Source organism: Aromatoleum sp. (assembly GCF_035254505.1).
In the GTDB taxonomy this organism is placed as follows: Bacteria; Pseudomonadota; Gammaproteobacteria; order Burkholderiales; family Rhodocyclaceae; genus Aromatoleum.
In genome coordinates this window covers 86489-108470 of the sequence record NZ_DATFAO010000096.1, presented here as the reverse complement: position 1 = coordinate 108470, position 21982 = coordinate 86489, and the positions used below count along the sequence as shown (strand labels likewise).

Annotated in this window: 23 protein-coding genes; 8 read left to right on the top strand and 15 right to left on the bottom strand. The window is 64.4% G+C overall.

From position 1 onward, the window contains the following. Positions 1-107 precede the first annotated feature (107 nt). On the top strand, positions 108-2699 hold the full coding sequence (mgtA, locus tag VJ673_RS21275) for a magnesium-translocating P-type ATPase (RefSeq protein WP_324128171.1): 2592 nt from the start codon (positions 108-110) through the stop codon (positions 2697-2699). Here the strand turns inward: mgtA and VJ673_RS21270 are convergent. From VJ673_RS21270 to VJ673_RS21260, 3 genes are all read right to left on the bottom strand, one after another. Next, on the bottom strand, positions 2696-3466 hold the full coding sequence (locus VJ673_RS21270; RefSeq protein ID WP_324128170.1) for an ABC transporter permease: 771 nt from the start codon (positions 3464-3466) through the stop codon (positions 2696-2698). The two genes, mgtA and VJ673_RS21270, sit on opposite strands and share 4 nt — an antisense overlap. A gap of 3 nt (positions 3467-3469) precedes the next feature. Further along, a complete protein-coding gene (locus VJ673_RS21265; RefSeq protein WP_324128169.1) occupies positions 3470-4288 on the bottom strand; it encodes an ATP-binding cassette domain-containing protein in 819 nt (272 codons plus the stop codon). Positions 4289-4390: 102 nt separating this feature from the next. Further along, positions 4391-5503, bottom strand: coding sequence for an NAD(P)/FAD-dependent oxidoreductase (locus VJ673_RS21260; RefSeq protein WP_324128168.1), 1113 nt, complete (start codon positions 5501-5503; stop codon positions 4391-4393). Between the two features lie 148 nt (positions 5504-5651). Here VJ673_RS21260 and VJ673_RS21255 point away from each other — a divergent pair, with 148 nt between their 5' ends. Then, on the top strand, positions 5652-7121 hold the full coding sequence (locus tag VJ673_RS21255; protein ID WP_324128167.1) for an NYN domain-containing protein: 1470 nt from the start codon (positions 5652-5654) through the stop codon (positions 7119-7121). Positions 7122-7166: 45 nt separating this feature from the next. On the opposite strand, the gene VJ673_RS21250 is transcribed toward VJ673_RS21255, so the two are convergent. Both VJ673_RS21250 and VJ673_RS21245 read right to left on the bottom strand, forming a co-directional pair. Next, positions 7167-7475 (bottom strand): chaperone modulator CbpM, encoded by a 309-nt coding sequence (locus VJ673_RS21250; RefSeq protein ID WP_324128166.1) that lies wholly within the window; start codon positions 7473-7475, stop codon positions 7167-7169. A gap of 3 nt (positions 7476-7478) precedes the next feature. Beyond that, complete coding sequence (locus tag VJ673_RS21245) at positions 7479-8462, bottom strand: DnaJ C-terminal domain-containing protein (protein WP_324128165.1); 984 nt, start codon at positions 8460-8462, stop codon at positions 7479-7481. Between the two features lie 149 nt (positions 8463-8611). Between VJ673_RS21245 and VJ673_RS21240 the strand changes: the two genes are divergently transcribed. Both VJ673_RS21240 and VJ673_RS21235 read left to right on the top strand, forming a co-directional pair. Beyond that, the gene (locus tag VJ673_RS21240; protein ID WP_324128164.1) at positions 8612-9055 is read left to right on the top strand and encodes an Hsp20/alpha crystallin family protein; all 444 of its coding nucleotides are present in this window, start codon (positions 8612-8614) and stop codon (positions 9053-9055) included. 17 nt (positions 9056-9072) lie between these two features. After that, on the top strand, positions 9073-9468 hold the full coding sequence (locus VJ673_RS21235) for an Hsp20/alpha crystallin family protein (protein WP_324128163.1): 396 nt from the start codon (positions 9073-9075) through the stop codon (positions 9466-9468). Between the two features lie 46 nt (positions 9469-9514). Here the strand turns inward: VJ673_RS21235 and VJ673_RS21230 are convergent, their stop codons facing one another. Both VJ673_RS21230 and ipdC read right to left on the bottom strand, forming a co-directional pair. Continuing rightward, entirely contained in the window at positions 9515-10102 is a 588-nt protein-coding gene (locus VJ673_RS21230; protein ID WP_324128162.1) for a hypothetical protein, read from the bottom strand. A gap of 104 nt (positions 10103-10206) precedes the next feature. After that, the gene (ipdC, locus tag VJ673_RS21225; protein WP_324128161.1) at positions 10207-11826 is read right to left on the bottom strand and encodes an indolepyruvate/phenylpyruvate decarboxylase; all 1620 of its coding nucleotides are present in this window, start codon (positions 11824-11826) and stop codon (positions 10207-10209) included. Between the two features lie 121 nt (positions 11827-11947). On the opposite strand from ipdC, the gene VJ673_RS21220 reads away from it, so the two are divergent. Beyond that, the gene (locus VJ673_RS21220) at positions 11948-12484 is read left to right on the top strand and encodes an Lrp/AsnC family transcriptional regulator (protein WP_324128160.1); all 537 of its coding nucleotides are present in this window, start codon (positions 11948-11950) and stop codon (positions 12482-12484) included. Between the two features lie 9 nt (positions 12485-12493). On the opposite strand, the gene leuE is transcribed toward VJ673_RS21220, so the two are convergent. After that, positions 12494-13141 carry a leucine efflux protein LeuE gene (gene leuE / locus VJ673_RS21215; protein WP_324128159.1) on the bottom strand — a complete coding sequence of 216 codons (648 nt, stop codon included), beginning with the start codon at positions 13139-13141 and terminating at the stop codon, positions 12494-12496. Between the two features lie 50 nt (positions 13142-13191). After that, positions 13192-13503, bottom strand: a complete 312-nt coding sequence (locus VJ673_RS21210) for a hypothetical protein (RefSeq protein WP_324128158.1) — start codon at positions 13501-13503, stop codon at positions 13192-13194. Between the two features lie 140 nt (positions 13504-13643). On the opposite strand from VJ673_RS21210, the gene VJ673_RS21205 reads away from it, so the two are divergent. After that, on the top strand, positions 13644-15869 hold the full coding sequence (locus VJ673_RS21205) for a PAS domain-containing hybrid sensor histidine kinase/response regulator (protein WP_324128157.1): 2226 nt from the start codon (positions 13644-13646) through the stop codon (positions 15867-15869). A gap of 6 nt (positions 15870-15875) precedes the next feature. On the opposite strand, the gene VJ673_RS21200 is transcribed toward VJ673_RS21205, so the two are convergent. The 6 genes from VJ673_RS21200 to VJ673_RS21175 all read right to left on the bottom strand — a co-directional run bounded on the left by VJ673_RS21200 (position 15876) and on the right by VJ673_RS21175 (position 19550). Beyond that, positions 15876-16226, bottom strand: coding sequence for an Hpt domain-containing protein (locus VJ673_RS21200; protein ID WP_324128156.1), 351 nt, complete (start codon positions 16224-16226; stop codon positions 15876-15878). 26 nt (positions 16227-16252) lie between these two features. Continuing rightward, entirely contained in the window at positions 16253-17305 is a 1053-nt protein-coding gene (locus VJ673_RS21195; RefSeq protein ID WP_324128155.1) for an HD domain-containing phosphohydrolase, read from the bottom strand. An 81-nt stretch (positions 17306-17386) separates the two neighbouring features. Then, positions 17387-17848, bottom strand: coding sequence for a D-aminoacyl-tRNA deacylase (gene dtd / locus VJ673_RS21190; protein WP_324128154.1), 462 nt, complete (start codon positions 17846-17848; stop codon positions 17387-17389). 109 nt (positions 17849-17957) lie between these two features. After that, complete coding sequence (gene trxC, locus VJ673_RS21185; RefSeq protein ID WP_324128153.1) at positions 17958-18398, bottom strand: thioredoxin TrxC; 441 nt, start codon at positions 18396-18398, stop codon at positions 17958-17960. A gap of 84 nt (positions 18399-18482) precedes the next feature. After that, positions 18483-18686 (bottom strand): hypothetical protein, encoded by a 204-nt coding sequence (locus VJ673_RS21180; protein WP_324128152.1) that lies wholly within the window; start codon positions 18684-18686, stop codon positions 18483-18485. A gap of 78 nt (positions 18687-18764) precedes the next feature. Continuing rightward, on the bottom strand, positions 18765-19550 hold the full coding sequence (locus tag VJ673_RS21175; RefSeq protein ID WP_324128151.1) for a DODA-type extradiol aromatic ring-opening family dioxygenase: 786 nt from the start codon (positions 19548-19550) through the stop codon (positions 18765-18767). Between the two features lie 246 nt (positions 19551-19796). Between VJ673_RS21175 and VJ673_RS21170 the strand changes: the two genes are divergently transcribed. Continuing rightward, positions 19797-20723, top strand: coding sequence for a CobD/CbiB family protein (locus VJ673_RS21170; protein WP_324128150.1), 927 nt, complete (start codon positions 19797-19799; stop codon positions 20721-20723). A 19-nt stretch (positions 20724-20742) separates the two neighbouring features. Then, a complete protein-coding gene (locus VJ673_RS21165; protein WP_324128149.1) occupies positions 20743-21924 on the top strand; it encodes an acetyl-CoA C-acyltransferase family protein in 1182 nt (393 codons plus the stop codon). The last annotated feature ends 58 nt before the right edge of the window (positions 21925-21982 follow it).

The following is a 21982-nucleotide window of genomic DNA, read 5'->3' as shown; positions in this document are numbered from 1 at the left end:
GCATTGCATCGGCATATACTGACCCCGCAGCGTGACGCGGGGAACGACATGCTTCGATATTTGACACTCGCCATTCGTGGCAGTGGAGTGCAGCAGGAGAAGCCTGCATGACGCTAGACTCGTCGTCGCAGCCATGGTGGCTCGAGGCACCGCCGGACGATGTCGGCAAGGCGCCTGGCGGTGCGCGAGGACTGTCGAGCGACGAGGCCGCGGCGCGGCGGGTGCGCTTCGGACCCAACCTGTTCCGCGAACGTCCACAGCGAGCGCTACTGCTGCAGTATCTGAGCCGTTTCAAGAATCCACTGGTGCTGATCCTGCTCGTTGCAAGCGCTGTTTCGGCATTCACCGGTGAGCTGACCAACTTCTTCATCATCGGCTGCATCGTTCTGCTGAGCGTGACGCTCGACTTCGTGCAGGAATACCGCGCCGGCGCCGCCGCCGAAAAGCTGCGCCAGTCGGTCGCGCTGCAGGCAAAGGTGGTCCGCGATGGCAGCGCCCGCGAGATCCCCGCGACCGAACTGGTGCCGGGCGACGTTGTCACCCTCTCGGCCGGCGATTTGGTTCCGGCCGACGCCCGGGTGCTCGAAGCGAACGACTTCTTCGTCAAGCAGGCCTTGCTGACCGGCGAAACCTACCCGGTCGAAAAGCGGCCGGATACGCCGCCCGCAAATGCGACCGCGCTCGACGAGGCCGCCAATGCGGTCTTCATGGGGACCTCGGTGATCAGCGGCAGCGCCCGCGTGCTGGTCGAGCGGATTGGCACTGCGACCGCCGTTGGCAAGATCGCCGACAGCGTGTCGCGGCCGCCGCCGCCCAGCTCGTTCGAGCTGGGCACGCGCCGCTTCGGCATGCTGATCATGCGGCTCACGATGCTGATGGTGATGTTCGTGCTGCTCGTGAATACGCTGTTTCACAGGCCCTTGCTGGAATCCTTCCTGTTCGCCGTCGCGCTCGCCGTCGGGCTGACGCCGGAACTGCTGCCGATGGTCGTGTCGGTGACGCTGTCGCGCGGGGCGCTACGCATGGCGAAGCAAAGCGTGATCGTGAAGCGTCAGTCCGCGATCCAGGACCTCGGCTCGATGGACGTGCTGTGCACCGACAAGACCGGCACGCTCACCGAGGCGAAGATCCGCATGGAGCGCCATGTCGACCCCGAAGGGCGCTCGAGCGAGCGGGTGCTGCAGCTCGCGTATCTCAACAGCTACTTCGAGAGCGGCCTGAAGAACCCGCTCGACGAGGCGATTCTCGAACACGCGCACATCGATGTCTGCGGCTGGACGAAGATCGACGAAGTCCCGTTCGACTTCGAGCGGCGCCGCGTGTCCGTGCTGGTCGAAAAGGACACGGCGCGATGGCTGGTCGTGAAGGGCGCGCCCGACGAGATCGTCGGCCTGTGCGCGCATTTCGAGGCCGACGGTGCCGCCCTGCAGCGGCCAATGGACGAGGCCGCGCTCGCCGCGATCCACGCCCAGTATCACGCATTGGAGCAGGACGGTTTTCGCGTGCTCGGCATCGCATGGCGCGAGGTGCCGGTGGACCACCCGCATGCGGTCGTCGATGATGAAACGGGCCTCGTGCTCGCGGGCTTCGCGGCCTTCCTCGACCCGCCGAAGGAGAGCGCCGCTTCAGCGCTGGAGGACCTGCACAAACTCGGTGTCGCGATCCGGATCGTCACCGGAGACAGCGACCTCGTGACGCGGCATGTGTGCGCACAGTTGGGGATTCCCGTCACCGGACTGCTGACCGGGAAGGACATGGCACAGATGGACGATCACGCGCTGCGTGCGCGGGTCGAGAGCGCGAACCTGTTCTGTCGCGTCAATCCGGCGCAAAAGGAAAGGATCATCCGCGCACTGAAGGCGCGCGGCCACGCGGTCGGCTATCTCGGCGACGGCATCAACGACGCTCCTCCGCTGCATTCCGCCGACGTGGGGCTTTCCGTCGATTCGGCCGTCGACGTGGCGAAAGAGGCGGCCGACATGATCCTGCTGAAGCACGACCTGCACGTGCTGCATGGCGCAGTGCTCGAAGGCCGGCGCACCTTCGGCAACATCATGAAGTACATCATGATGGGCACGAGCTCCAACTTCGGCAACATGTTCAGCATGGCGGGCGCAGCCCTCTTCCTGCCCTTCCTGCCGATGCTGCCGACGCAGATCCTGCTCAACAACATTCTTTACGACGTCTCCGAAGTGCCGATCCCGCTGGACAAGGTCGACACCGAGGAGATTCGCTATCCGCGCGTGCTGGACCTCGATTTCATCCGCAGTTTCATGCTGGTGATCGGCCCGATCAGTTCGTTGTTCGATCTCCTGACCTTCTACGTGATGCTGGTGCTGCTGCAGGCCGACGAGAAGTTGTTCCAGACCGGCTGGTTCGTCGAATCGCTGTGCACGCAGGTGCTCGTGATCTTCATCATCCGCACGCGCGGAAACCCGCTGAAAAGCCGCCCGCACCCGCTGCTGACGGCGACCTCGCTGGCGGTCGTCGCCAGCGCCGTCCTGTTGCCCTTTACGTCGCTGGGGGCGGGCTTCGGCTTCACGCCTCCGCCGGCGAACTTCTATTTCATCCTGGGCGCACTGGTGCTCGCGTATCTCGCTGCCGTGGAAGCGGCCAAGCGCGGTTTCTACCGATGGTGGAGGACGCGGCGGAGAGGGCCGTTTCGAGCTGGCGATCGCCGCAGAGAGGCGATCCGCTAGCGGACCAGTCCCGGATAGAGCTTCGTTGCAACAGCGAGAAGCAGCAGGAAGGCTGCCGCCATCACCTCGAAGCTCGTGGCCAGCGTGTACATCCCGTGCCCGCCGACGATCATCGAGTGGCGCAAGGCATCCACGAGGTAGGTCAGGGGGTTGGCCACTGCGATCGTCCTGAGCCAGCCAGGCATCAACTCGATCGGGTAGATGGCATTTGATGCAAAGAACAGGGGCATGGTCAGAACCTGGCCGATTCCCATGAAGCGCTCGCGCGTCTTGACGATGCACGCGATGACCAGAGAGAAGGTCGCGAAGATACAGGAGCCGAGGAAGACGGCGCAGGCGACGCCGACCATCGCCGGAAGGTCCCACCGGATGCCGATGTGCAGCGCGAAGGCGATCAGATACACGACGACCGCCTGGATCAGGCCGCGCAGGCCCGCTGCGATTCCCTTGCCGAGCACCAGCGCCACCCGTGAGGCCGGTGTCACGAGGAGCTTGTGGATGATGCCGAGGTCACGCTCCCAGATGATCGCAATGCCGTAGAAGATTGCCGAGAACAGGATGCTCTGCGCGAGGATCCCCGGCGCCATGAAGTCGAGGTAGCCGATGTCGCCGGTGGGGATACCGCGGACCTTGCTGAACACCTGGCCGAATACCGCCAGCCAGAGGACGGGTTGCACGGCGCGCGACACCAGCTCTGTCGGGTCGCGCATCAGCTTGCGGATTTCGGCGTTCGCGACGGCCGCCGTTGCATAGGCAAAATCGCTCATCGTCTAGCCCAGCCTCTGCGCAGTCCCGCGGGTTTCCCGGATTTCCCGGTAGTGGCCGCCTTCTTCGATGCATACGCCGCTGTGCGCGACGAAAACGTCGCTCAGGGTCGCCTCGGGACCGATCAAGCGTTTGAGTTCCGCAGGCCGACCGACTGTCGCCAAGCGGCCCCGGTGAAGGATCGCGAGTTGGTCGCAAAGGTAATCGGCTTCCTCCATGTCGTGCGTCGTCAGCAAGATCGTCATGCCGATGTCGGCCTTGAGTTCCAGCAGGCGTCCCCACACGGTCCGCCGCGCGACGGGATCGAGTCCGATGGTCGGTTCGTCGAGGAACAGCACCTCGGGGCGGTGCAGGGTGGCCTGAGCAATTTCGAGGCGGCGGATCATGCCTCCCGAGAATGTCTTTACCAGCTTGTGGGCGACCGGCTCCAGGTCCGCGAAGGCAAGCGCTTCGTCGATGCGCTCGTCGCGGAGTCTGCCGCGCAAGCCATAGAGGCTGGCCGACAGCACCAGATTTTCCCTGGCGGTCAGCCCTCCGTCGGCAGATAACAGTTGCGGCACATAGCCGATGCGGCGCCGCACTTCGAGCGGCTTGTGTGCGACATCGAAGCCGGCAACGGTGGCGGATCCCGATGTCGCATCGAGCAGTGTCGTCAGGATCTTGATGGTCGTGCTCTTGCCGGCGCCGTTCGGACCCAGAAGTCCGAAGATGCACTGATGCGGGATCATCAGGTCGAGGTGATCCAGTGCGCAGAAGGTCCCGAAGTTGCGGGTCAAGGCGCGGGCTTCGATTGCGCATCCGGTTGCAGCGGCGAGCGTTCTCATAGCGCGATCATTAGACAATCATTCCGATCCGACGACATAGGCATTATTGATCGGGGCGGCGCAAGTTGCGATCCTTGGCGGCGGCGAAGTCCTGCCGGAGAGTCAGGCCCCCTCGTTGGCGACGATCGCCGTGACCTCCCTGGCGATTGCCAGCGAAGACGTCAGGCCCGGTGATTCGATCCCGAACAGATGGATCAGGCCGGGCGTGCCGTGCTGCGCTGGTCCGTCGATGCGGAAGTCCGCGTCCGGCATGCCGGGGCCGGCAATCTTCGGACGCACCCCGGCATAGCCCGGAGAGAGACGGCCATCCTCCAGCCGCGGCCACCAGCCTCGGATCGCTGCATAGAAACATTCGGCGCGATCGGGATCGACCGTGTAATCCGGCGAGTCGATCCATTCGACGTCCGGACCGAATTTCGCTTGGCCGCCGAGATCGAGCGTCAGATGCACACCGAGCCCGCCGGGTTCAGGGATCGGATAGATCAGCCGCGAGAACGGCGCCGTGCCGTGGAGCGTGAAATACACGCCGCGCGCGAACCAGGCCTTTGGGAGCGTTTCCGGTGCCGGGCCGCCGATCGCATGGCCGAGCGCGACCGCATCGAGGCCCGCCGCGTTGATCACCCAGCGTGCGCGGAGCTCCATCTCGTCCTCGCCGCCGACCCGCAGCACGATGGCGTCGCCGTCGCGGCGGCCGTCGAGCACGGGGCTCGCGAGCGCCAGCATCGCGCCGCGGCGCTCCGCACCGCCGAGCAGGGCGAGCATCAGCCCATGGCTGTCGACGATCCCGGTCGAGGGCGACAGCAGCGCCGCATGGGCGTCGAGCGCCGGTTCGAGCTCGCGGATCTGCGCGCGGTCCAGTTCGACCAGATCCTCGACGCCGTTCGCCGCGGCGCGCAGCCCAATCTGCCGCAACGCATCCGTCTGATCCGGCTTGGTCGCAACGACGAGCTTGCCGCAGCGTGCATGGGCGACGCCATGTTTGGCGCAGTATTGATACAAGGCCCGCCGCCCCTCGACGCACAGGCGGGCTTTCAGCGAGCCGGGCGGGTAATACAGGCCCGCGTGGATCACCTCGCTGTTGCGAGCGCTGATGCCGGTGCCGATCGCGGTCTCACGTTCCAGCACGACAACTTCGCGGCCGACCTGCGCGAGCGCGCGTGCGCATGCGAGGCCCACGACGCCCGCTCCGATCACCACGCATTCCACCGTCTGCATTCCGACTCCCGGATCCATGCCGGCCGCTACCGGCAATACCGCACCCGGTTTTACCAGATTTACGGCGTCGCGTTGCCAGAGTCGTTATCATTGGCGCCTTAATTGAGAAGCGTGGCGGTCGGCGCAGCGGCAAAAGGAGAACAAAAGCATGGCTTCATCCCACGACAGCGTCAGCATGGCGGTGTTCTGCGACTTCGAGAACGTTGCGCTCGGCGTGCGTGATGCGAAGTACGAGAAGTTCGACATCAAGCCCGTGCTCGAACGCTTGCTGCTCAAGGGCAGCATCGTCGTCAAGAAGGCCTACTGCGACTGGGAGCGCTACAAGGGCTTCAAGGCCGTGATGCACGAAGCGAACTTCGAGCTGATCGAGATCCCGCACGTGCGCCAGTCGGGCAAGAATTCGGCCGACATCCGGCTCGTCGTCGACGCGCTCGACCTCTGCTACACCAAGTCCCACGTCAATACTTTCGTCATCATCAGCGGCGACTCCGATTTCTCGCCGCTCGTGTCCAAGCTGCGCGAGAACGCCAAGCAGGTGATCGGCGTCGGCGTCAAGCAATCGACCTCCGACCTGCTGATCGCGAACTGCGACGAATTCATCTTCTACGACGACCTCGTACGCGAGAGCCAGCGCACCGCGGCGAAACGCGAAACGCGCGAGACGCAGCCCACCGCGAAACGCACGCCGGAAGAGGAAAAGCGCCGCAAGGAGGAACACGAGGCACGCAAGATGCGTGCGATCGAGATCGCGGTCGAGACCTTCGAGGCGCTGGTCTCCGAGCGCGGCGACAGCGGCGGGCGGATCTGGGCGTCGATGCTGAAGGAGGCCATCAAGCGCCGCAATCCCGGCTTCAACGAGTCGTACTACGGCTTCCGCGCCTTCGGCAACCTGCTGGAAGAGGCTCAGTCACATGGCCTGCTCGAATTCGGGCGCGATGACAAATCGGGGGCCTATGTGTACCGAAGCAACGCGGCGGCGCCTCTACCCTCGTCAGTTGCCGAACCCGTGAATGGCTCCGCAACGACGGTCGAGATGCACGCGGCGGGCGAGGCCGCAGCCGAAGCGACCGAACACGCAGCCGCTGAAACACCGGCGGAGGCCGCGCAGCCCGCCGAGAATGCGCGCCACGAGCCCCGTCGCAAGGGCCGCGGTGGCCGTAAGCCTACGGGCAAGAAGCCCGAAGCGCAGACCGGCGTTCCGGCAGCGCAGGCCGAGCCCGAGGTGGCGGCGCCTCTGCCCGTCGAGGTCGCGCAAGCGGTCGAGTCGCGTCCCTTCGACGCTCAGCCAGTGGAGGCGCACCCGCTGGAAGCCGGCGTCGGCGAGGGCGCGCGCCAGGAGCCGCGTCGCAAGAGTCGTGGCGGACGCAAACCAACCGCGCGCAAGGCCGAGGCGGCAGTCGAATCGACGCCGGCGTCGGCCGCCGCCGAGCCGGTCGCCGCGCCCCCGATGGCCGAAGTGCGCTCGGGCACGCAGGAGGTGGCGGCGACGAACGAAGCCATTCCCGCTGCTGCCGACGCCGCGCCGGCGAAGCCGGAAAAAGCCGCGAAATCGCCGAAGAAGCCCGGCACCCGCAGCCGCCGTCCGCGCAAGGTCGAACTGCCGCCCGACGCGTCCTGACGAACTCGTAGCGGCGCTTCCTGCTTGTCGCGGCCGAGTCCGCCCTCAGCAGGCGCGCCGGCTGCGCGCGTGTGCGCGCAAGGTGTCGATCTCTTCGAGCAGGTCGGCCACGAGGGCGGCGAGTTCCGGCACGGCGTCGAAGTTGCGTTCGAGCTCGCGCATTCGCCGGGCCCGCTGCAGATTCGCCGTCGAAAAGCGCCACACGCCCGAGACGGAGCTCACCTCCGGGAACAGACCTTCGTCGATGTGCCGGAGAAGCCAATCCGGCTCGACGGCGCAGGCCGCCGCGAGCTGTTCGAGCGTCATCCAGCTGTCCTCGAGCAAACTGGCGATCAGGATCTCATCGTTGCGCATCGCTCAACTCCTCCCCTGTGACCCGTTGTTCTGGGCGCGCGGATCGAAGTCCATTTCCCGGGCCATCGTTTCGTAGAACTCCTTGGCGCGCGGCGTGTCGGCCGGCGGCAGCACGATCGTCAGGTCGAGCAGCAGGTCGCCCGGCGGCTGCCCCGGGATTCCCTTGCCCCGCACACGCAACTGTTGTCCGGCGCGCGCTCCCGGCGGGATGCGGACCTTGATCGACGAGTCCGGCAGCTCGACGGGAACGATTGCGCCGAGCGCCGCTTCCCACGGCGCCACGGGCAGCGTCAGATGCAGGTCGCGCGCCTCCGCGCGCAGCCGGCCGTGGGGAAGGAAATGCACTTCCAGCAGCAGGTCCCCCGGGGGCGCGCCGCCGACGCCGGGCGATCCTTGTCCGGCGAGGCGGATGATCTGGCCTTCATACACGCCGCGGGGGATCTTCACGTTCAGGCTGCGGTTGTCGACGGCGATATGGCCCGTCCCATCCATGCGAGGAATGCGCAGCGTGATCTGGCGCGTCGCGCCGTTGAAGCTGTCCTCGATGTCGAGCTGGATCTTCGCGTGATGGTCCTCGCCGCGCGCCTGGAAGCCATGCCGCGCGCGATGGGGCCCGCCATGGGGGCTGCCACGGGGATCACCCCCCATGCCGCCGAAGATCTGCGAGAAGAAATCGCTGAACTCGCCCGCCTCGTGGGGCGAAAAGCCGTGGCTCGTGAATTCGAAACCGCTGTCCCAGCCGGGCGGAGGACGGAAGTCCTGCCCGGCTTGGTAGCTGCGGCCGAGCTGATCGTAGGCGGCGCGCCGTTCGGGGTCGGAGAGCACCGCGTAGGCCTCGTTGATTTCCTTCATCCGAGCCTCGGCGTCGCTTTCGCGCGAGATGTCCGGATGGTACTTGCGCGCGAGCTTGCGAAAGGCCTTCTTGATCTCGTCGGCCGCCGCGCCGCGCTCGACGCCGAGCACCTTGTAATAGTCCAGAAATTCCACGACGTGCCCTCCTGCAGAAAGGAAAGTCACTACCTCAGTTGCATCTTGCTTCCATCCCGGAAAATTTCAAGCCCTTGAAATCGTTTGTCTCACCCCTATTTTCGAGCTAGGCCGCAAACGCGGCGATTCCGAGCAACATGGAGGATTGCATGATGTACAGGACTTTGTTTCCGCGCGACATCTTTTCCGAACTGGATCGGCTGCAGCGCGAATTGCAGGAGTCGTTCGACTTTTCGCCGAGCATTCGCGGAACCGGGCGCGGCGGCTTTCCGGCGCTGAACGTGGGCGGTACCCGCCAGTCCGTCGAGATCTTCGCGTTCGCGCCGGGGGTCGATCCGAAGAGTATCGAACTGAACCTCGATCGCGGCGTGCTCAGCATCAGTGGCGAACGGCCGTCCGACATCCCTCAAGCCGAGGACAAGAAGCAGAGCGTGCATATCCGCGAGCGCTTCGCCGGGCGTTTCCGTCGTGTGGTGAGCCTGCCCGACGACATCGATCCGAACGGCGTGACGGCGAATTACCGGGACGGCGTGCTGCGCATCAGCGTGAAGCGCCGCGAATCGGCTCAGCCCCGCCGCATCATTGTCGAATAATGCAAGGAGGTAGGACCATGAACGAAGTCAAGGCTCCCGAAACCAAGGCCCAGGCGCCGAGGGCCGAACGTGGCGCCGATGAGGCGACGCTGTTGCCTCCGGTCAATGTCGTCGAGGACAGCCGCGGCATCACGCTCACCGCGGATCTGCCGGGCGTGCCGAAGGACGCGCTGCTGCTGCAGATCGAAGCGGATACCCTGACGATCGAAGGCGAGGTCAGGCTCAACGTTCCCGAGGGGATGGAGGCGACGCATGCCGAAGTGAGCCTGCCGCGCTACCGCCGCGTGTTCACCTTGTCGAAGGAACTCGACACCGAGAAAGTGGGCGCGGAATTCGTCAACGGTGTGCTGACGCTGCGCATTCCGAAGGCCGAGTTCGCCCAGCCGCGGCGGATCGAGATCAGCGTCCATTGACGCATTGGGCTGCGGGGAGGGCGAGGCCGGTGCTCCCCGCAGTCGCTCAGCGTTTCGTCGCCCGGTCTTCCTCATATTGGCGACGCAATCGCGCGAGACCCTGACGGTAGGCTTCCGCATCGCCGTGATCGAAGAATTCCGGATAGCGCTCATGCGCACCGCGAACCCGGCGCGCGTGCTTGATCGGACACCAATACTGTTCGGTGCGCGCCGCGACTTCCCGGGTGTAGGCGGCAACGCCGTTGCCGTATGAACAATAGAAGCAGTTGAACTTCTCGATGATGTTCAGATAGGGCAGATCGCCGCGATCGAACACCATGTAGTCGGTGCGTCTGACTTTCGGGATGCGATACACCGGAAAGCAGATCGCCTGGTAGACGGTGACGAAGAGATCCATCAGCAGGAAGGGAATCCAGCCCGCGTAGATCACCGGTGAGGTCAGCGCAACGAGCAGGCGCGTGCGGCGCAGGAAGCCGAACAGCCCGATCTTGTAGCGCCGCTGCTGATACAGGAACTCGTCGGCGAGGCGGACCTTCTGCTGATCCCACTCTTCGCGTGCCTTGAGGTACTCGTTCTCGAGTTCCTCCTGCAGCAGCCGGATGCGCGCCAGCAGTTCGTCGATCTGCTCTTTCATGGGGAACCTGTGCCGAGGCGATGGAAGCCACGATCCCCAGATTGTATCCGTATGTTTGCCGCAGGACCGGGGAGCCGTTTAGGCGGCTCCCCACGAGGTGCCGGTCAGCGCATCGAAATCCGCTTCACCCCCGCAACGAAGCGAGCCAACGTGTCCGACAGCACGCCACGCGGAATCGCAATCTCGATCAGCTGGAAGCGTCCGCGCGTCGCCACCGCCTTTTCCAGCGCGAGCTGCAGTTCGGCACGCGTCTTTACTCGCACGCCGTCTCCCCCCAGCGGCCCGGCCATTTCCGCGAATCCCCAGTGCCCGAGATCGTTGAAACCGGATTCCGGCTGGAAGGTGCGCAGCATTTCCCAGCTCGCGTTGTTGAACAGCAGCACGATCGGATCCCAACCATAGCGCCGGCAGTTGCCGAGCTCCCAGCCGGTCATCTGAAAGGCGCCATCGCCAACGAGGATCAGCGGCCGCTGCCCGCTCGTCGCCTGGATGCCCAGTCCGCCCGGCACGCCGTAGCCCATCGTCGCGTAGTAGCCCGGCGCGACCAGTGCCGTTTGTTCGATCTCCATCGCGGTGAAGAGACAGTCGCCCATGTCCGATGCGATCGGCAGGCGGCCGTGGCGAGCGAAGAGGTCGTTCACCGCCTTGGCGATGTCGGTCGGCGTGATGTGTTGGTCGTCTGCAACGAGGCCCGTCGGATAAACCTGCTTCTCGACTGTGAAGCTCGTCCGTGCCTTGCCGACTCGCCGCAGCATGCCATCTACCAGTGCGGCTAGAGGAATGTCGGCGTAGGTGTGATAGCCGAGCGTCACGTGTCCGTTGTGCGCCTGGATCGTCTTGCGCAGGTCGATCCGCGTCTCCGACACTGCGAAGTTGGTATCCGAGATGATCTCGCCGAGCAGGAAGAGCCCATCTGAATTTTCAACGAGATGCGTCACCTCGGGCAGACCGGCGACGCCCATGTAGGTGCCGACGAGCGGTGCGTCGCAGTCCGTGAGCAATCCCCGTCCCATGAAGCCCGTCACCACCGGCACGCCCAGATGGCGCGACAGTTCCGCGACCTTTCCCTCCAGCCCGTAGCGGCGCACTTCGACCCCGGCCATCAGCACGGGACTCTTCGCCATTTCCAGTCGCGCGAGGATCTCGTCGACGCAGGCCTCGAGCGCGTCGGTGTCGACCGGTCGCGGCGTCTCACGCACGACCGGCTCACACGGCTCGCGCACCATGTCGCGCGGAATCTCGATGTAGACCGGCTCGGAATTGCGCAGGCAGCTCGCCAGCACGCGTGCGATGTCGGCCGGGGCGCGCGCCGCATCATCGAGCCGCACCTGATCGCAGGTGATCTCGCGGTAGATCTCGAGCTGAGAGTCCAGTGTCTTGGCCTGATGGTGCAGCAGCAGCCCGCAGTTCGATTCGCGTTTGCCGGGCCCGCCCGAGAGCACCACCACCGGCGACTTCTCGGCATAGGCCGCGGCAACCGCATTGACCATATTGAGCGCGCCCGCGCCGTAAGTCACCGCCGCTACGCCAAGACCGCAGCTCATGCGCGCCGCCGCATCCGCCGCAAAACCGATCCCGGGTTCGTGCGACAGTGTGTACAGGGGGAGGATGCCGGACTCTTCGATGATGCGGAAATAGGGTAGGGCGAAGTCGCCGGGCAGACCGAAGATCTGCTGGGCGCCGTGCTCCTTCAGTGCATGCAGCAGGGATTCGACCAGGTTCATGGAGTGCTCCTCTCGGTATGGTTATGCATATAATTGTCTTGCGAAGATCGCGCACGTTGCGTTCGTTATGCGACTTCACAAGGCCAGTCAATGCACAAAATGTGCGTGAAGGAGCAGTTCGATGCAGCACATTGTTGTCGATAAATTCGATATCCAGATCCTGGAGGCCCTGCAGCGTCGTGGTAACGCGACCAACAGCGCGCTCGGCGAGGAGGTGCATCTTTCCGCATCACAGGTCAGCCGGCGCATCACGCGCCTGGAGCAGAGCGGCATCATCGCGGCTTACGGGGCGCTGTTGGACCCGGGGGCGGTGGGCCTCGGCGTGTCAGCCTTCGCGAATGTAATCCTCGAGCGCCACAGCGAAGGTTCGAGTGAAGCCTTCGAGCGCGCCGTCGCGACGCTGCCGGAAGTGGTGGAGTGCTTCTCGGTGAGCGGCGACGCCGACTACGTGTTACGCATCGTCGCGTCCGACCTCGCGGCGTTTTCGGAGCTGATGATGAAGCGCATCATGCGCTTGCCGGGGCTCGCGCATATCAAGACCAACATCGCGCTCAAGCGGGTCAAGCAGACCAACGTACTGCCGCTGGACCACATCATGCACGCACCGCGCACGAGCCAGCGCGTGCAGTACGCGGAAAGCCTGCGTGCCACCGATTGAGCTGAGGAATCAGCTCAGCGTCGCGTTCGCAAGCTTTGCGCCGAAGCCGATGAACAGTCCGCCAACACCGCCCGTCGCAGCCGCAGCAAGGCGACGACGACGGCGGAACTGATCGGCGAGATGGGCGCCGCTGAAGATCAGCGCCGACAGGTAGATCGCGCTGCAGATCTGCACGATCGTGCCAAGGATCGCGAACGACAGTGCCGGATGCTCATAGGCCGGATCGACGAACTGGATGAAGAAGGATACGAAGAACAGGATCGCCTTCGGGTTCATGAGGCTGATGACCAGCGCGGTACGGAAGGGGCGCTTCGCGTCGACGACCTTCGGCGCGGGGGCCTCGGCGGCCGGAGTCCTCCAGCTGCGCACGGCCGAGCGCATCAACCCGAGTCCAATCCACGCGAGATACGCCGCGCCGGCATACTTCAGCAGCAGGAAGAGCGCAGGTGTCGTCTGCAGTAGCGACGCCACGCCGGTCGCGGAGAGAATCATCAGCACCGTGTCGCCGACGAAGATGCCGCAGGCGCCGCGATAGCCCGCCCCGATGCCCCAGCGCGACGCCACGGACATCACATAGATCGAGTTCGGTCCGGGCAGCAGCACAATAAAGATCGTGCCGAGGATGAAAGTCGTCAGGTCGGTTACGCCGTAGAACATGGGACCTCCGCCGCGCGGACAAAGACTGATTTTACAACCACCGGCGGTCCTCAGTTACGCGCGCGACAGTTCTCGTAGAGATGCTGGTCCTGCATATCGACGCGCGCCAACTCGGCCCGCCGCCACAACGTCAGCACGTCGCAAGCGAAGCGCTGCTCCGTGCCGTCGTCGGTCTCTGCCCGCAGCGCAAAGCGGTTGCCCTCGATGTCGATGAGCGCTCCCTCCTGCCCGGGAAGATAAGTGACGGCAAAGCCTTTCCCGCCTTCGCAGACGTAGTCGACGATCTGCAGCGGCTCGCGTTGCGGGACCGTCGAGCAAGCGGCAAGGACACTCGCCGCGAGGATGACCAGGAGCTTCTTCATCGGAAATCCTTTCATTTGGCGTTCAACGTTTGGAGCCTACTCGCGCCGTGACCCTTGCGGCAATAGTACACATGTCGTCACGCACGAAGGCTTTAGAATCATTGGGCGGCTTTGCCGATGGCATCTTTGACGGTCAAAGAATGAAATCCTCACTCCTTCGCCAACAGCTCGTTGACACCTTTGGTTCTGCGGGCGAAACGGCGCTCGCGGAATGCCTTGAATCGCTACAGGCTGTCGGCCTGTCCGAGATCGCGGCAAAGTTCGCGAGCCTCCTGGCGACCGTCGACGACTCCTACAACGAATTCGAGCCGATCCAGCGGCGCGCCAATAAGGCACGGCGCCTCGTCGATTGCCTCGATCTGACCGAAGACATCCTCTGCGAGTGGAATCTCGCCGGCGGGACTATCCGTGCTTCGGTTGCATGGAACCGCCGCTTCGGCGCGACGAGTGCCGAAGCGAACCGGATCAAGGACTGGAAGAGCAGGATCCATCCCGATGACCGCAAGCTCGTCGACGAACGGATCAGCACGCTGCTGCAGGGGCGGGCACCGCTGATCGAGGTCGAACACCGCTTCCGCGAGCGCGACAATCGCTGGACCTACTGGCTTTTGCGCGCCCGCGTGACCGGGCACGACGCGGACGGGAAGCCCGTCCGGCTGCTGGTCCTGCACCGCGACATCGCCGACCAGAAGTTCGCCGAAGCCGCTTTGGTGCGAGCGAAGGAACAGGCCGAGAGCGTCAATCGTGCACGCGGCTTCTTCCTGGCGAACATGAGCCACGAGATCCGCACGCCGATGAACGCAATCCTCGGCATGACCGAACTCGCGCTCGATGCAACCGTCGAGCCCGAACCGCGGAGCTACCTCACGACTGTCAAATCCTCGGCCGAATCGCTGCTCAACATCATCAACGACGTGCTCGACCTGTCGAAGATCGAGGCCGGCAAGGTCGAACTCGAAAGCGTCCCGATGTCGGTGCGCGCGATCCTGAACGACGTCGTGCGCGCCTTCGCCGTCTCGGCCCACGGCAAGGGGCTCGAGATCATGCTCGACGTCGCCCCCGAAATGCCGGACCGCGTGTTCGGCGACCCCACGCGGCTGCGCCAGATCCTCGCCAACCTCATCGGTAACGCGATCAAGTTCACCGAACGCGGTGAGGTGGTGGTAAAGGCTTGGGTGTTACGTCGGGCCGGGATGTCCCTTTACCTGCAAATCGCCGTCTGCGACACCGGTATCGGCATCGCAGCCGACCAGCACGAGCAGATATTCGACGCCTTCACGCAGGCCGACGTTTCGACGGCCCGGCGTTTCGGCGGCACCGGTCTAGGGCTGGCGATCAGCAATCAGCTCGTGAAGTTGCTCGACGGGCAGATCTGGCTTGAAAGCGAGCCCGGCAAGGGCACCTCCTTCTACTTCACGGCGCGCTTCGCGGCGGACCAGACTTCCGCCGCCGTCCCCGCCGCGCCACTCCCGTTGCTGCAAGGCCGCCGGGTTCTCGTGATCGACGACTGCGTGCACGCCGCCGACCTGTTGAGCCACATGCTGCAGCGCTTCGGTGCCCACGTCGAAGCGGCCTGCGATGCGATTCAGGCCGAAGTGATGCGTTCGGCCGGCGATCCCTTCGATGTCTTGGTCGTCGATGCAGGCATGCCTCCGCCGGCCGGCTTCATGTTGGTGAATGGGCCGGGTCGTGGCGAAGCCATCATCGTATTGCTGGCCCATCACGGGCAGCAGCACGCATTGCAGCAATCCAGGAACCCCTCGGTCAAGGCTCGCCTCGTCAAGCCCGTGTTCGAGGCTGAACTCCTCGACGCCGTCCGCACCGCGCTCGGGGTGCAGAGCGTGGTGCGGGATGAACTGGATGCATTCCGGCTCGATGACGCACGCCTCGACGATGTCTGCTTCCAGGACGATAGCGAGCCGCTCAACGTCCTGTTGGTCGAAGACACGCCGGTCAACCAGACCTTGGCAGTGAAGCTGCTCACAAAGGCGGGGCATCGCGTGGCCGTCGCCGCCAACGGCCGCGAAGCGCTCGAACGCTTCGATCGACAACGCTTCGACCTGATCCTGATGGACGTCCAGATGCCGGTTCTCGACGGCATGGAAGCGACTGCCGCGATTCGTGCGCGGGAAATGAACCGCAGTTGGGTCATGGGTCAGCATCAGCGCGTTTCCTACATTGCGGCAATGACTGCCCACGCGATGGAGGGCGATCGCGAACGTTGCCTGGCCGCGGGAATGGACGATTACCTGTCGAAGCCCATCCGGCGTCAGGCGCTGGATCAAGTGCTGAAGCGTGCGATCGAATACCGGCGCGCCCCGAAGGCGCGGCTGGACGATCTGGTCGGGCAGCAGTGGGACGCCTGACAGGGCTCAGCGCGCGGTGAATTCGCGGCGCAGTTCCACTGCCAGCGTCACAATGAGCCGTTCCGCGTCCTTCGCCGCCGCGCTTGCCTTCGCGAGTTCACCGCACCGGCACGCCTGTTCCATCGCTACGACCTGCTCGACCAGGCGCGCAGCACCGAAATTTGCGGCCGACCCCTTGATATTGTGGCTCGCGCGGGCCGCTTCCGGGGCATCCCCGGCGCGCAGAGCGGCGCGCAGTTCGGTAAGCAGGCGCGGAACGTCGTCGACGAAGGTCTTGGCCATCAGGCGCAACAGCTCGAGATCATGATCCAGGTTCTCGAGCAGGGCTGAGCGGTCGAACAGCGGTTCATCCGGCATGACTGGCTCTCCTCGGATTGTGGCTGTCACACGGAAACACTTTCCTCTTCGTCGCGGAATCGGCGGCTGATGGCCAGCACCCGTTCCCACACGTCAAGGAAGGCATCGACACATAGCGGGTCGAAGTGCCTACCGCGGTTTTCGCGAAGATAAACCTGGGCCGCCTCGAAGGTCCACGCCTTCTTGTAGGGTCTTTCCGAGGTCAGCGCATCGAACACGTCGGCCACGGCCACGATGCGCCCCTCTATTGGGATCGTGGCGCCGGCAAGGCCGCGCGGATAGCCGGTGCCGTCAAACTTCTCATGGTGGCGGAGGGCAATCGATGCCGCGAGTTGTACTACCGGCGAACTGCTTTCCCTGAGGATCTCATAACCGATAAGCGTGTGCTGTTTCATCACCTCGAACTCTTCGGGTGTATGCCGGCCCGGTTTGAGGAGAATGAGGTCCGGCGTGCCCAGTTTGCCGACGTCATGCATAGGTGCTGCACGCACCAGCATTTCCTGGAATTCCGGCGCAAGTCCCAGGCGGGCTGCGATCAATTGAGCGTAGTGCGCCATGCGAAGGATGTGTGCCCCGGTTTCGGGGTCGCGGCATTCTGCCGCACGCGCGAGCCGCACGATCGTCTCGTGTTCTCGGTCATGAATCTCTTCGACCGCGCGCTTCACCGCCTCCGCGAGCGAACTCGCCCGCTCTGCGAGTGCCTGCTGGGTTCGGCGCAACGCGAGCATGTTCTTCGCGCGGGCGAGGAACTCCATGCGGTCGACGGGCTTGTTCAGAAAGTCCGTCGCGCCCTCGTTCAATGCCGCGTAGCGGACGTTCTTCTCGTGGTCCGCAGTCACCATCAGGATCGGCAGGCTGTCATGCCTCGGTTCTCGGCGGATCTGGCGGATGAATTCGAGACCGTCGATATTCGGCATCATGTAGTCGACGATGATCAGGTCCGGATCGTTTTCCAGACACCACGCCAGTCCCGAGCCCGGGTCGGTGAACGTCACCGGCTCCCGGCCTTCAAGGCGGAAAACGAACGCACGCATCAGTTCAAGCGTCGTGGGTGTGTCGTCGACGATGACGACGCTCATGGGAAGAATCCTCCGGGCAAGCTCCTCATGCGTTTCACCTTAATGCAGCAGCTGGCGTTTTCCGCGCGGAATGGCTCACGCTCAGCCTGAAATGCCGCGTGCAGGCATCATCCGCAGCGGGATCGTCACCGGGCCATCATTGACGAGATGCACCTGCATGACGGCCGCAAACTCCCCCGTCTGCACTTGCGGATGTGTCTTGCGTGCATGCTCGACAAAATATTCGTAAAGCGCGCGCCCGTCTTCCGGTGCGGCCGCCCCGGTGAAACTCGGCCGGTTCCCGCCCGAGGTGTCCGCCGCAAGCGTGAATTGGCTCACCACCAGCAAGCCGCCGCCCACATCCTGCACCGAGCGGTTCATTTTTCCGGCTTCGTCGGAAAAGATTCGTAGTTTCAGGATCTTCGCGAGCAGCCGGTCGGCTTCGGCAACGCTGTCGCCGCGCTCCGCGCACACCAGAACCAGCAGACCGGCGCCGATCTCGCCGACGACCTTCCCCTCGATCTCGACACGCGCCTCCGCGACGCGCTGCAATACTGCCAACATTGCCTTCGGTTCTCCCGCATGACCAAGGCGTGATGCCCGGCGCGCAACCTTACGCGCCTGACCTGGCGTCGGCAATAGCGGGTCGTCTTTCCGGCTTCAGGGAGACTGCTCAGGCGTGGGCCCGAGCCCACTGCACGATCGCCGCGGGCGTTCCCATCGCGCCCGATTGCCGCGCGACCTCCTGGCCGCCTCGGAACAGGATCAAGGTCGGAATGCTGCGGATACCGAAACGCGCCGCCAGGCCTTGCTGCTCGTCGGTATTCACTTTTCCGAGGCGGATCTTCGGCTCAAGATGCGCGGCCGCCGCTTCGAAGGCCGGTGCCATCGTCTGGCACGGGCCGCACCAGGGGGCCCAGAAGTCGACAAGCAAGGGCAAGTCGCTCCGGCCCGCATGGATATCGAAGAGCCGGTCGTCGAGCGGGAGCGGATGGGCAGCAAACAGCGATTCATGGCACTTGCCGCAGGTCGGGCCTTCGGATAGCCGATCCGAAGGGACGCGATTCAGGGTGTGGCAGTGGGGGCAGGGGAGGGTCAGCTTATCGGCACTCATTGATTTCTCCGTCGTCGGCCGTACCACACCGCATGTCGGGGCGGTCGGGGCAAATGTCAAGGCAGGGCGCTGTGCCCCGCTTTCTCACGCGCCGGATTTTGCGGAGAGGCCCCACAGGATCAGGAAGGACCCACCGACCAAGCCCGCAACGCCTGCCTGCAGCAGCGTCACGAGCTGAAAGCCGCCAAGGTGGTAATGGCCCGCCAGACGGTACAGACCTGCCGCCAGGCATATGAGCAGGCCGATGATTCCCAGCGCGCGACCTGCGACGACCAGCAAGCGATCCATTTGCGGCTCCTCCCGTTCTTTAGGTATCCGAGATTAAGAACTCGCTCGCGCCAGCCGGCAAGGAAATAAGGCATGACTTCAGTCTTTTCCGAAGACATATGCATCCATTCCGAGCATGCCGTAACGAACGTCCTCGGCGGCGATCCTGACTACCGTCGCCCCGTCGCCAGCGGCAGCACGTGCGAACATCAGCGGCAGCAGATGTTCGTCGGTCGGATGTGCACGCTCCGCGAACGGCGCACGGGCACGATAATCGAGCAGCGCGGCCGTGTCGTCCGAGGCGAGGGTATCGGCGATCCAGTCGCGGAACGCGTCGACGTAAGCTTCGGTCGGGCGCCCGTCGCCTGCGAATTCGTACAGGTTGTGCGTGATGCTGCCGGATCCGACGATCAACACGCCTTCGTTTCGCAAGGGGGCGAGGGCACGGCCGAGCTCATGGAAGAAGGCCGGCGGCTGGCGGAAGGGCATCGACAACTGCATCACCGGAATGTCCGCTTCCGGGTACAGGTGCATCAGCGGCACCCACGCTCCGTGGTCCAGGCCGCGTCGCGGTTCGGGCGCCGCATGCAGGCTCACTCGTTCCAGCAGACCGATCGTCCGTTCGGCGAGCGCCGGTGCGCCGGGAGCGGGATACTTGAGCTCATAGAGCGGCGCCGGAAATCCTCCGAAGTCGTGAATCGTCGCCGGCCGGTCGTTCGTCGTCGCAAGCAAGTCGGGACTCATCCAGTGCGGCGACAGCACAAGGATCGCTTCGGGCCGCGGCAGTTCGCGAGCGAGTTCGGCGAGCGCCTCGCCGGCGCGACCAGGCGCGAGGGCGAAAGTGGGGGCGCCGTGCGAAATGAAGAGAGTAGGTAGTGTGCTCATGGCAAGAATCCCTGTGCATCGACAGTATGCTCAGCCATCAGTCTAGGCGTTCAAATTGCGTCGAAAAATCGCCGAATCATGCATACACTGTTTCGGAGACAGCAACAAAGTGCGTTCTCGCGCCGCTACCTCATTCCCAGTATTCGGTAACGGCTTATTCCGCAATGCACAAAGTTACCAAGCTTTTATGGTATCTTGGCCGGAAAACACTGGGCCTTACGCCATTTCACCCCACACGCAATTCGCATGACGCTTTTCTCGCTGATCGTTGCACTGCTGCTCGAGCAGGTCCGTCCGCTGCCCGTGCGGCAGATCGTCCTGGATCCCCTTTCGCGGCTTTCCACCTCACTCGTCCAGCGGTTCAACGATGGCCAGGCGCGCAATGGCCTGATCGCGTGGGCGCTGGTCGTGATTCCGCTCGTCGTGCTCAGCGCGCTCGCATATTTTCTGCTGTGGCTCGTCCATCCGCTGGTCGCCTTCGCATTCAATATCGCCGTCTTGTACCTCACCATGGGTTTTCGGCAGGAAAGCCACTTCTTCACCGATATTCATCTCGCGCTGCGCATGGGTGAGCTCGACCGCGCCCGTGCGCTGCTCGCCGAGTGGCGAGGCGGTCAGTACTACGGGGCGAGCTCCAGCGAAGTCGCGCGCCTTGCGATCGAGCAGGCTCTGGTCGCGGCACATCGCAACGTCTTCGGCGTCGTCTTCTGGTTCATCCTGATGCCCGGCCCCAGCGGCGCGGTGCTGTATCGCGCGGCACGCTTTCTTGGCGAGGCCTGGGGGGAACGCCGCGATGCCGAGTTCGGCGAATTCGGGCGGTTCGCGCGCAATGCCTTCGAATTCATCGACTGGCTCCCGGCGCGACTGACGGCGGCGTCCTTCTCGGTGGTCGGCGACTTCGAGGACGCGGTCTTCTGCTGGCGGACCCAGTCGATGCTGTGGGCGGACCGGGCGTCCGGGATATTGATTGCTGCTGGCGGGGGAGCCTTGGGCGTGCGTCTCGGGATGCCTGTCCACGAGTCCGGTGAGATCGTTGAGCGACCAGAAATGGGTGTGGGCGAGGAAGCCGACGCCGATTACATGCAAAGCACGGTGGGCCTCGTCTGGCGCGCACTGCTGCTTTGCCTGATGATGCTGGCCCTGCTGGTGATCGCCAGCTGGGTCGGTGCTTAATTTCCAGGAGGGAGCACAGATGGCGAATCGTGAAGTAGTGGTACTGAGTGCAGTCCGTTCGGCAGTTGGTGGTTTTGGCGGCTCGCTGAAGGATCTCGAACCCGCTGAACTGGGCGGCATGGTCGTCAAGGAAGCCATCGCCCGTGCCGGCGTCGATGGGAAGCAGATCAGCTTCGCCGCGGTCGGCAACTGCATCCCGACCGAATCGCGCTACCCCTACGTTGCCCGCGTGGCGACGATCCAGGGCGGCATGTCGATGGATTCGGTGGCCTTCGCCGTCAACCGTCTGTGCGGCTCTGCCCAGCAGGCGATCATCAACTCGGCCCAGGCCATCATGCTCGGCGACGCCGATTTCGCGATCGGCGGCGGCGTCGAAGTGATGTCGCGCGGCGCCTACCTGTTGCCCGCGCTGCGCAACGGCGCCCGCATGGGTGACGCCAAGGCGATCGACGCGATGGTCGCGGTGCTGACCGACCCGTTCGGTGTCGGCCACATGGGTGTGACCGCTGAGAACCTCGCCACCAAGTGGGGCATCAGCCGCGAAGAACAGGACGCCTTCGCGCTCGAATCGCAGAACCGTGCCGCGGCCGCGATTGCTGCTGGCGTTTTCAAGGACCAGATCGCCCCGATCACCCTCGAAACCCGCAAGGGTCCGGTCGTGTTCGATACCGATGAGCATCCGCGTGCGACCACCATGGAAGCGCTGGCGAAGATGAAGCCGGCGTTCAAGAAGGACGGTTCGGTCACCGCGGGTAACGCCTCGGGCATCAACGACGCAGCCGCCTTCCTGGTGCTGGCCGACGCTGCCAAGGCCGCGGCCGGCGGTCACAAGCCGATCGCCCGCCTGGTGTCGTACGCGATCGCCGGTGTGCCCAACGACCTCATGGGCGAAGGCCCGATCCCGGCCTCCAAGCTCGCGCTGCAGCGCGCTGGCCTGTCGCTCGACAAGATCGACGTGATCGAGTCGAACGAAGCCTTCGCCTCGCAGTCGATCGCGGTCTGCAAGGGCCTGGAACTCGACCCGAAGAAGACCAACCCGAACGGCGGCGCGATCGCCCTGGGTCACCCGGTCGGTGCGACGGGCGGCGTGATCATCACCAAGCTGCTGCATGAGCTGATCCGCACCAACGGCCGTTATGGTATGGCCACGATGTGTATCGGCGGCGGCCAGGGCATCACGACGATCTGGGAACGCGTCTGATCGGTCGGCGTCTGCCAAATGAAAAACCCGCCTCGGCGGGTTTTTTTTCGTCCGTACT

What these genes read in the sequence shown, in the direction of transcription:
- VJ673_RS21175 (WP_324128151.1), bottom strand. Translation starts at nt 19,550, where the DNA reads ATGAGCACACTACCTACTCTCTTCATTTCGCACGGCGCCCCCACTTTC.
- VJ673_RS21210 (WP_324128158.1), bottom strand. Translation starts at nt 13,503, where the DNA reads ATGAAGAAGCTCCTGGTCATCCTCGCGGCGAGTGTCCTTGCCGCTTGC.
- VJ673_RS21250 (WP_324128166.1), bottom strand. Translation starts at nt 7,475, where the DNA reads ATGCGCAACGATGAGATCCTGATCGCCAGTTTGCTCGAGGACAGCTGG.
- VJ673_RS21200 (WP_324128156.1), bottom strand. Translation starts at nt 16,226, where the DNA reads ATGCCGGATGAACCGCTGTTCGACCGCTCAGCCCTGCTCGAGAACCTG.
- VJ673_RS21240 (WP_324128164.1), top strand. Translation starts at nt 8,612, where the DNA reads ATGATGTACAGGACTTTGTTTCCGCGCGACATCTTTTCCGAACTGGAT.
- VJ673_RS21270 (WP_324128170.1), bottom strand. Translation starts at nt 3,466, where the DNA reads ATGAGCGATTTTGCCTATGCAACGGCGGCCGTCGCGAACGCCGAAATC.
- VJ673_RS21260 (WP_324128168.1), bottom strand. Translation starts at nt 5,503, where the DNA reads ATGCAGACGGTGGAATGCGTGGTGATCGGAGCGGGCGTCGTGGGCCTC.
- VJ673_RS21205 (WP_324128157.1), top strand. Translation starts at nt 13,644, where the DNA reads ATGAAATCCTCACTCCTTCGCCAACAGCTCGTTGACACCTTTGGTTCT.
- ipdC (WP_324128161.1), bottom strand. Translation starts at nt 11,826, where the DNA reads ATGAACCTGGTCGAATCCCTGCTGCATGCACTGAAGGAGCACGGCGCC.
- VJ673_RS21195 (WP_324128155.1), bottom strand. Translation starts at nt 17,305, where the DNA reads ATGAGCGTCGTCATCGTCGACGACACACCCACGACGCTTGAACTGATG.
- VJ673_RS21180 (WP_324128152.1), bottom strand. Translation starts at nt 18,686, where the DNA reads ATGGATCGCTTGCTGGTCGTCGCAGGTCGCGCGCTGGGAATCATCGGC.
- mgtA (WP_324128171.1), top strand. Translation starts at nt 108, where the DNA reads ATGACGCTAGACTCGTCGTCGCAGCCATGGTGGCTCGAGGCACCGCCG.
- leuE (WP_324128159.1), bottom strand. Translation starts at nt 13,141, where the DNA reads ATGTTCTACGGCGTAACCGACCTGACGACTTTCATCCTCGGCACGATC.
- VJ673_RS21265 (WP_324128169.1), bottom strand. Translation starts at nt 4,288, where the DNA reads ATGAGAACGCTCGCCGCTGCAACCGGATGCGCAATCGAAGCCCGCGCC.
- VJ673_RS21255 (WP_324128167.1), top strand. Translation starts at nt 5,652, where the DNA reads ATGGCTTCATCCCACGACAGCGTCAGCATGGCGGTGTTCTGCGACTTC.
- VJ673_RS21165 (WP_324128149.1), top strand. Translation starts at nt 20,743, where the DNA reads ATGGCGAATCGTGAAGTAGTGGTACTGAGTGCAGTCCGTTCGGCAGTT.
- VJ673_RS21220 (WP_324128160.1), top strand. Translation starts at nt 11,948, where the DNA reads ATGCAGCACATTGTTGTCGATAAATTCGATATCCAGATCCTGGAGGCC.
- VJ673_RS21230 (WP_324128162.1), bottom strand. Translation starts at nt 10,102, where the DNA reads ATGAAAGAGCAGATCGACGAACTGCTGGCGCGCATCCGGCTGCTGCAG.
- VJ673_RS21170 (WP_324128150.1), top strand. Translation starts at nt 19,797, where the DNA reads ATGACGCTTTTCTCGCTGATCGTTGCACTGCTGCTCGAGCAGGTCCGT.
- VJ673_RS21235 (WP_324128163.1), top strand. Translation starts at nt 9,073, where the DNA reads ATGAACGAAGTCAAGGCTCCCGAAACCAAGGCCCAGGCGCCGAGGGCC.
- dtd (WP_324128154.1), bottom strand. Translation starts at nt 17,848, where the DNA reads ATGTTGGCAGTATTGCAGCGCGTCGCGGAGGCGCGTGTCGAGATCGAG.
- trxC (WP_324128153.1), bottom strand. Translation starts at nt 18,398, where the DNA reads ATGAGTGCCGATAAGCTGACCCTCCCCTGCCCCCACTGCCACACCCTG.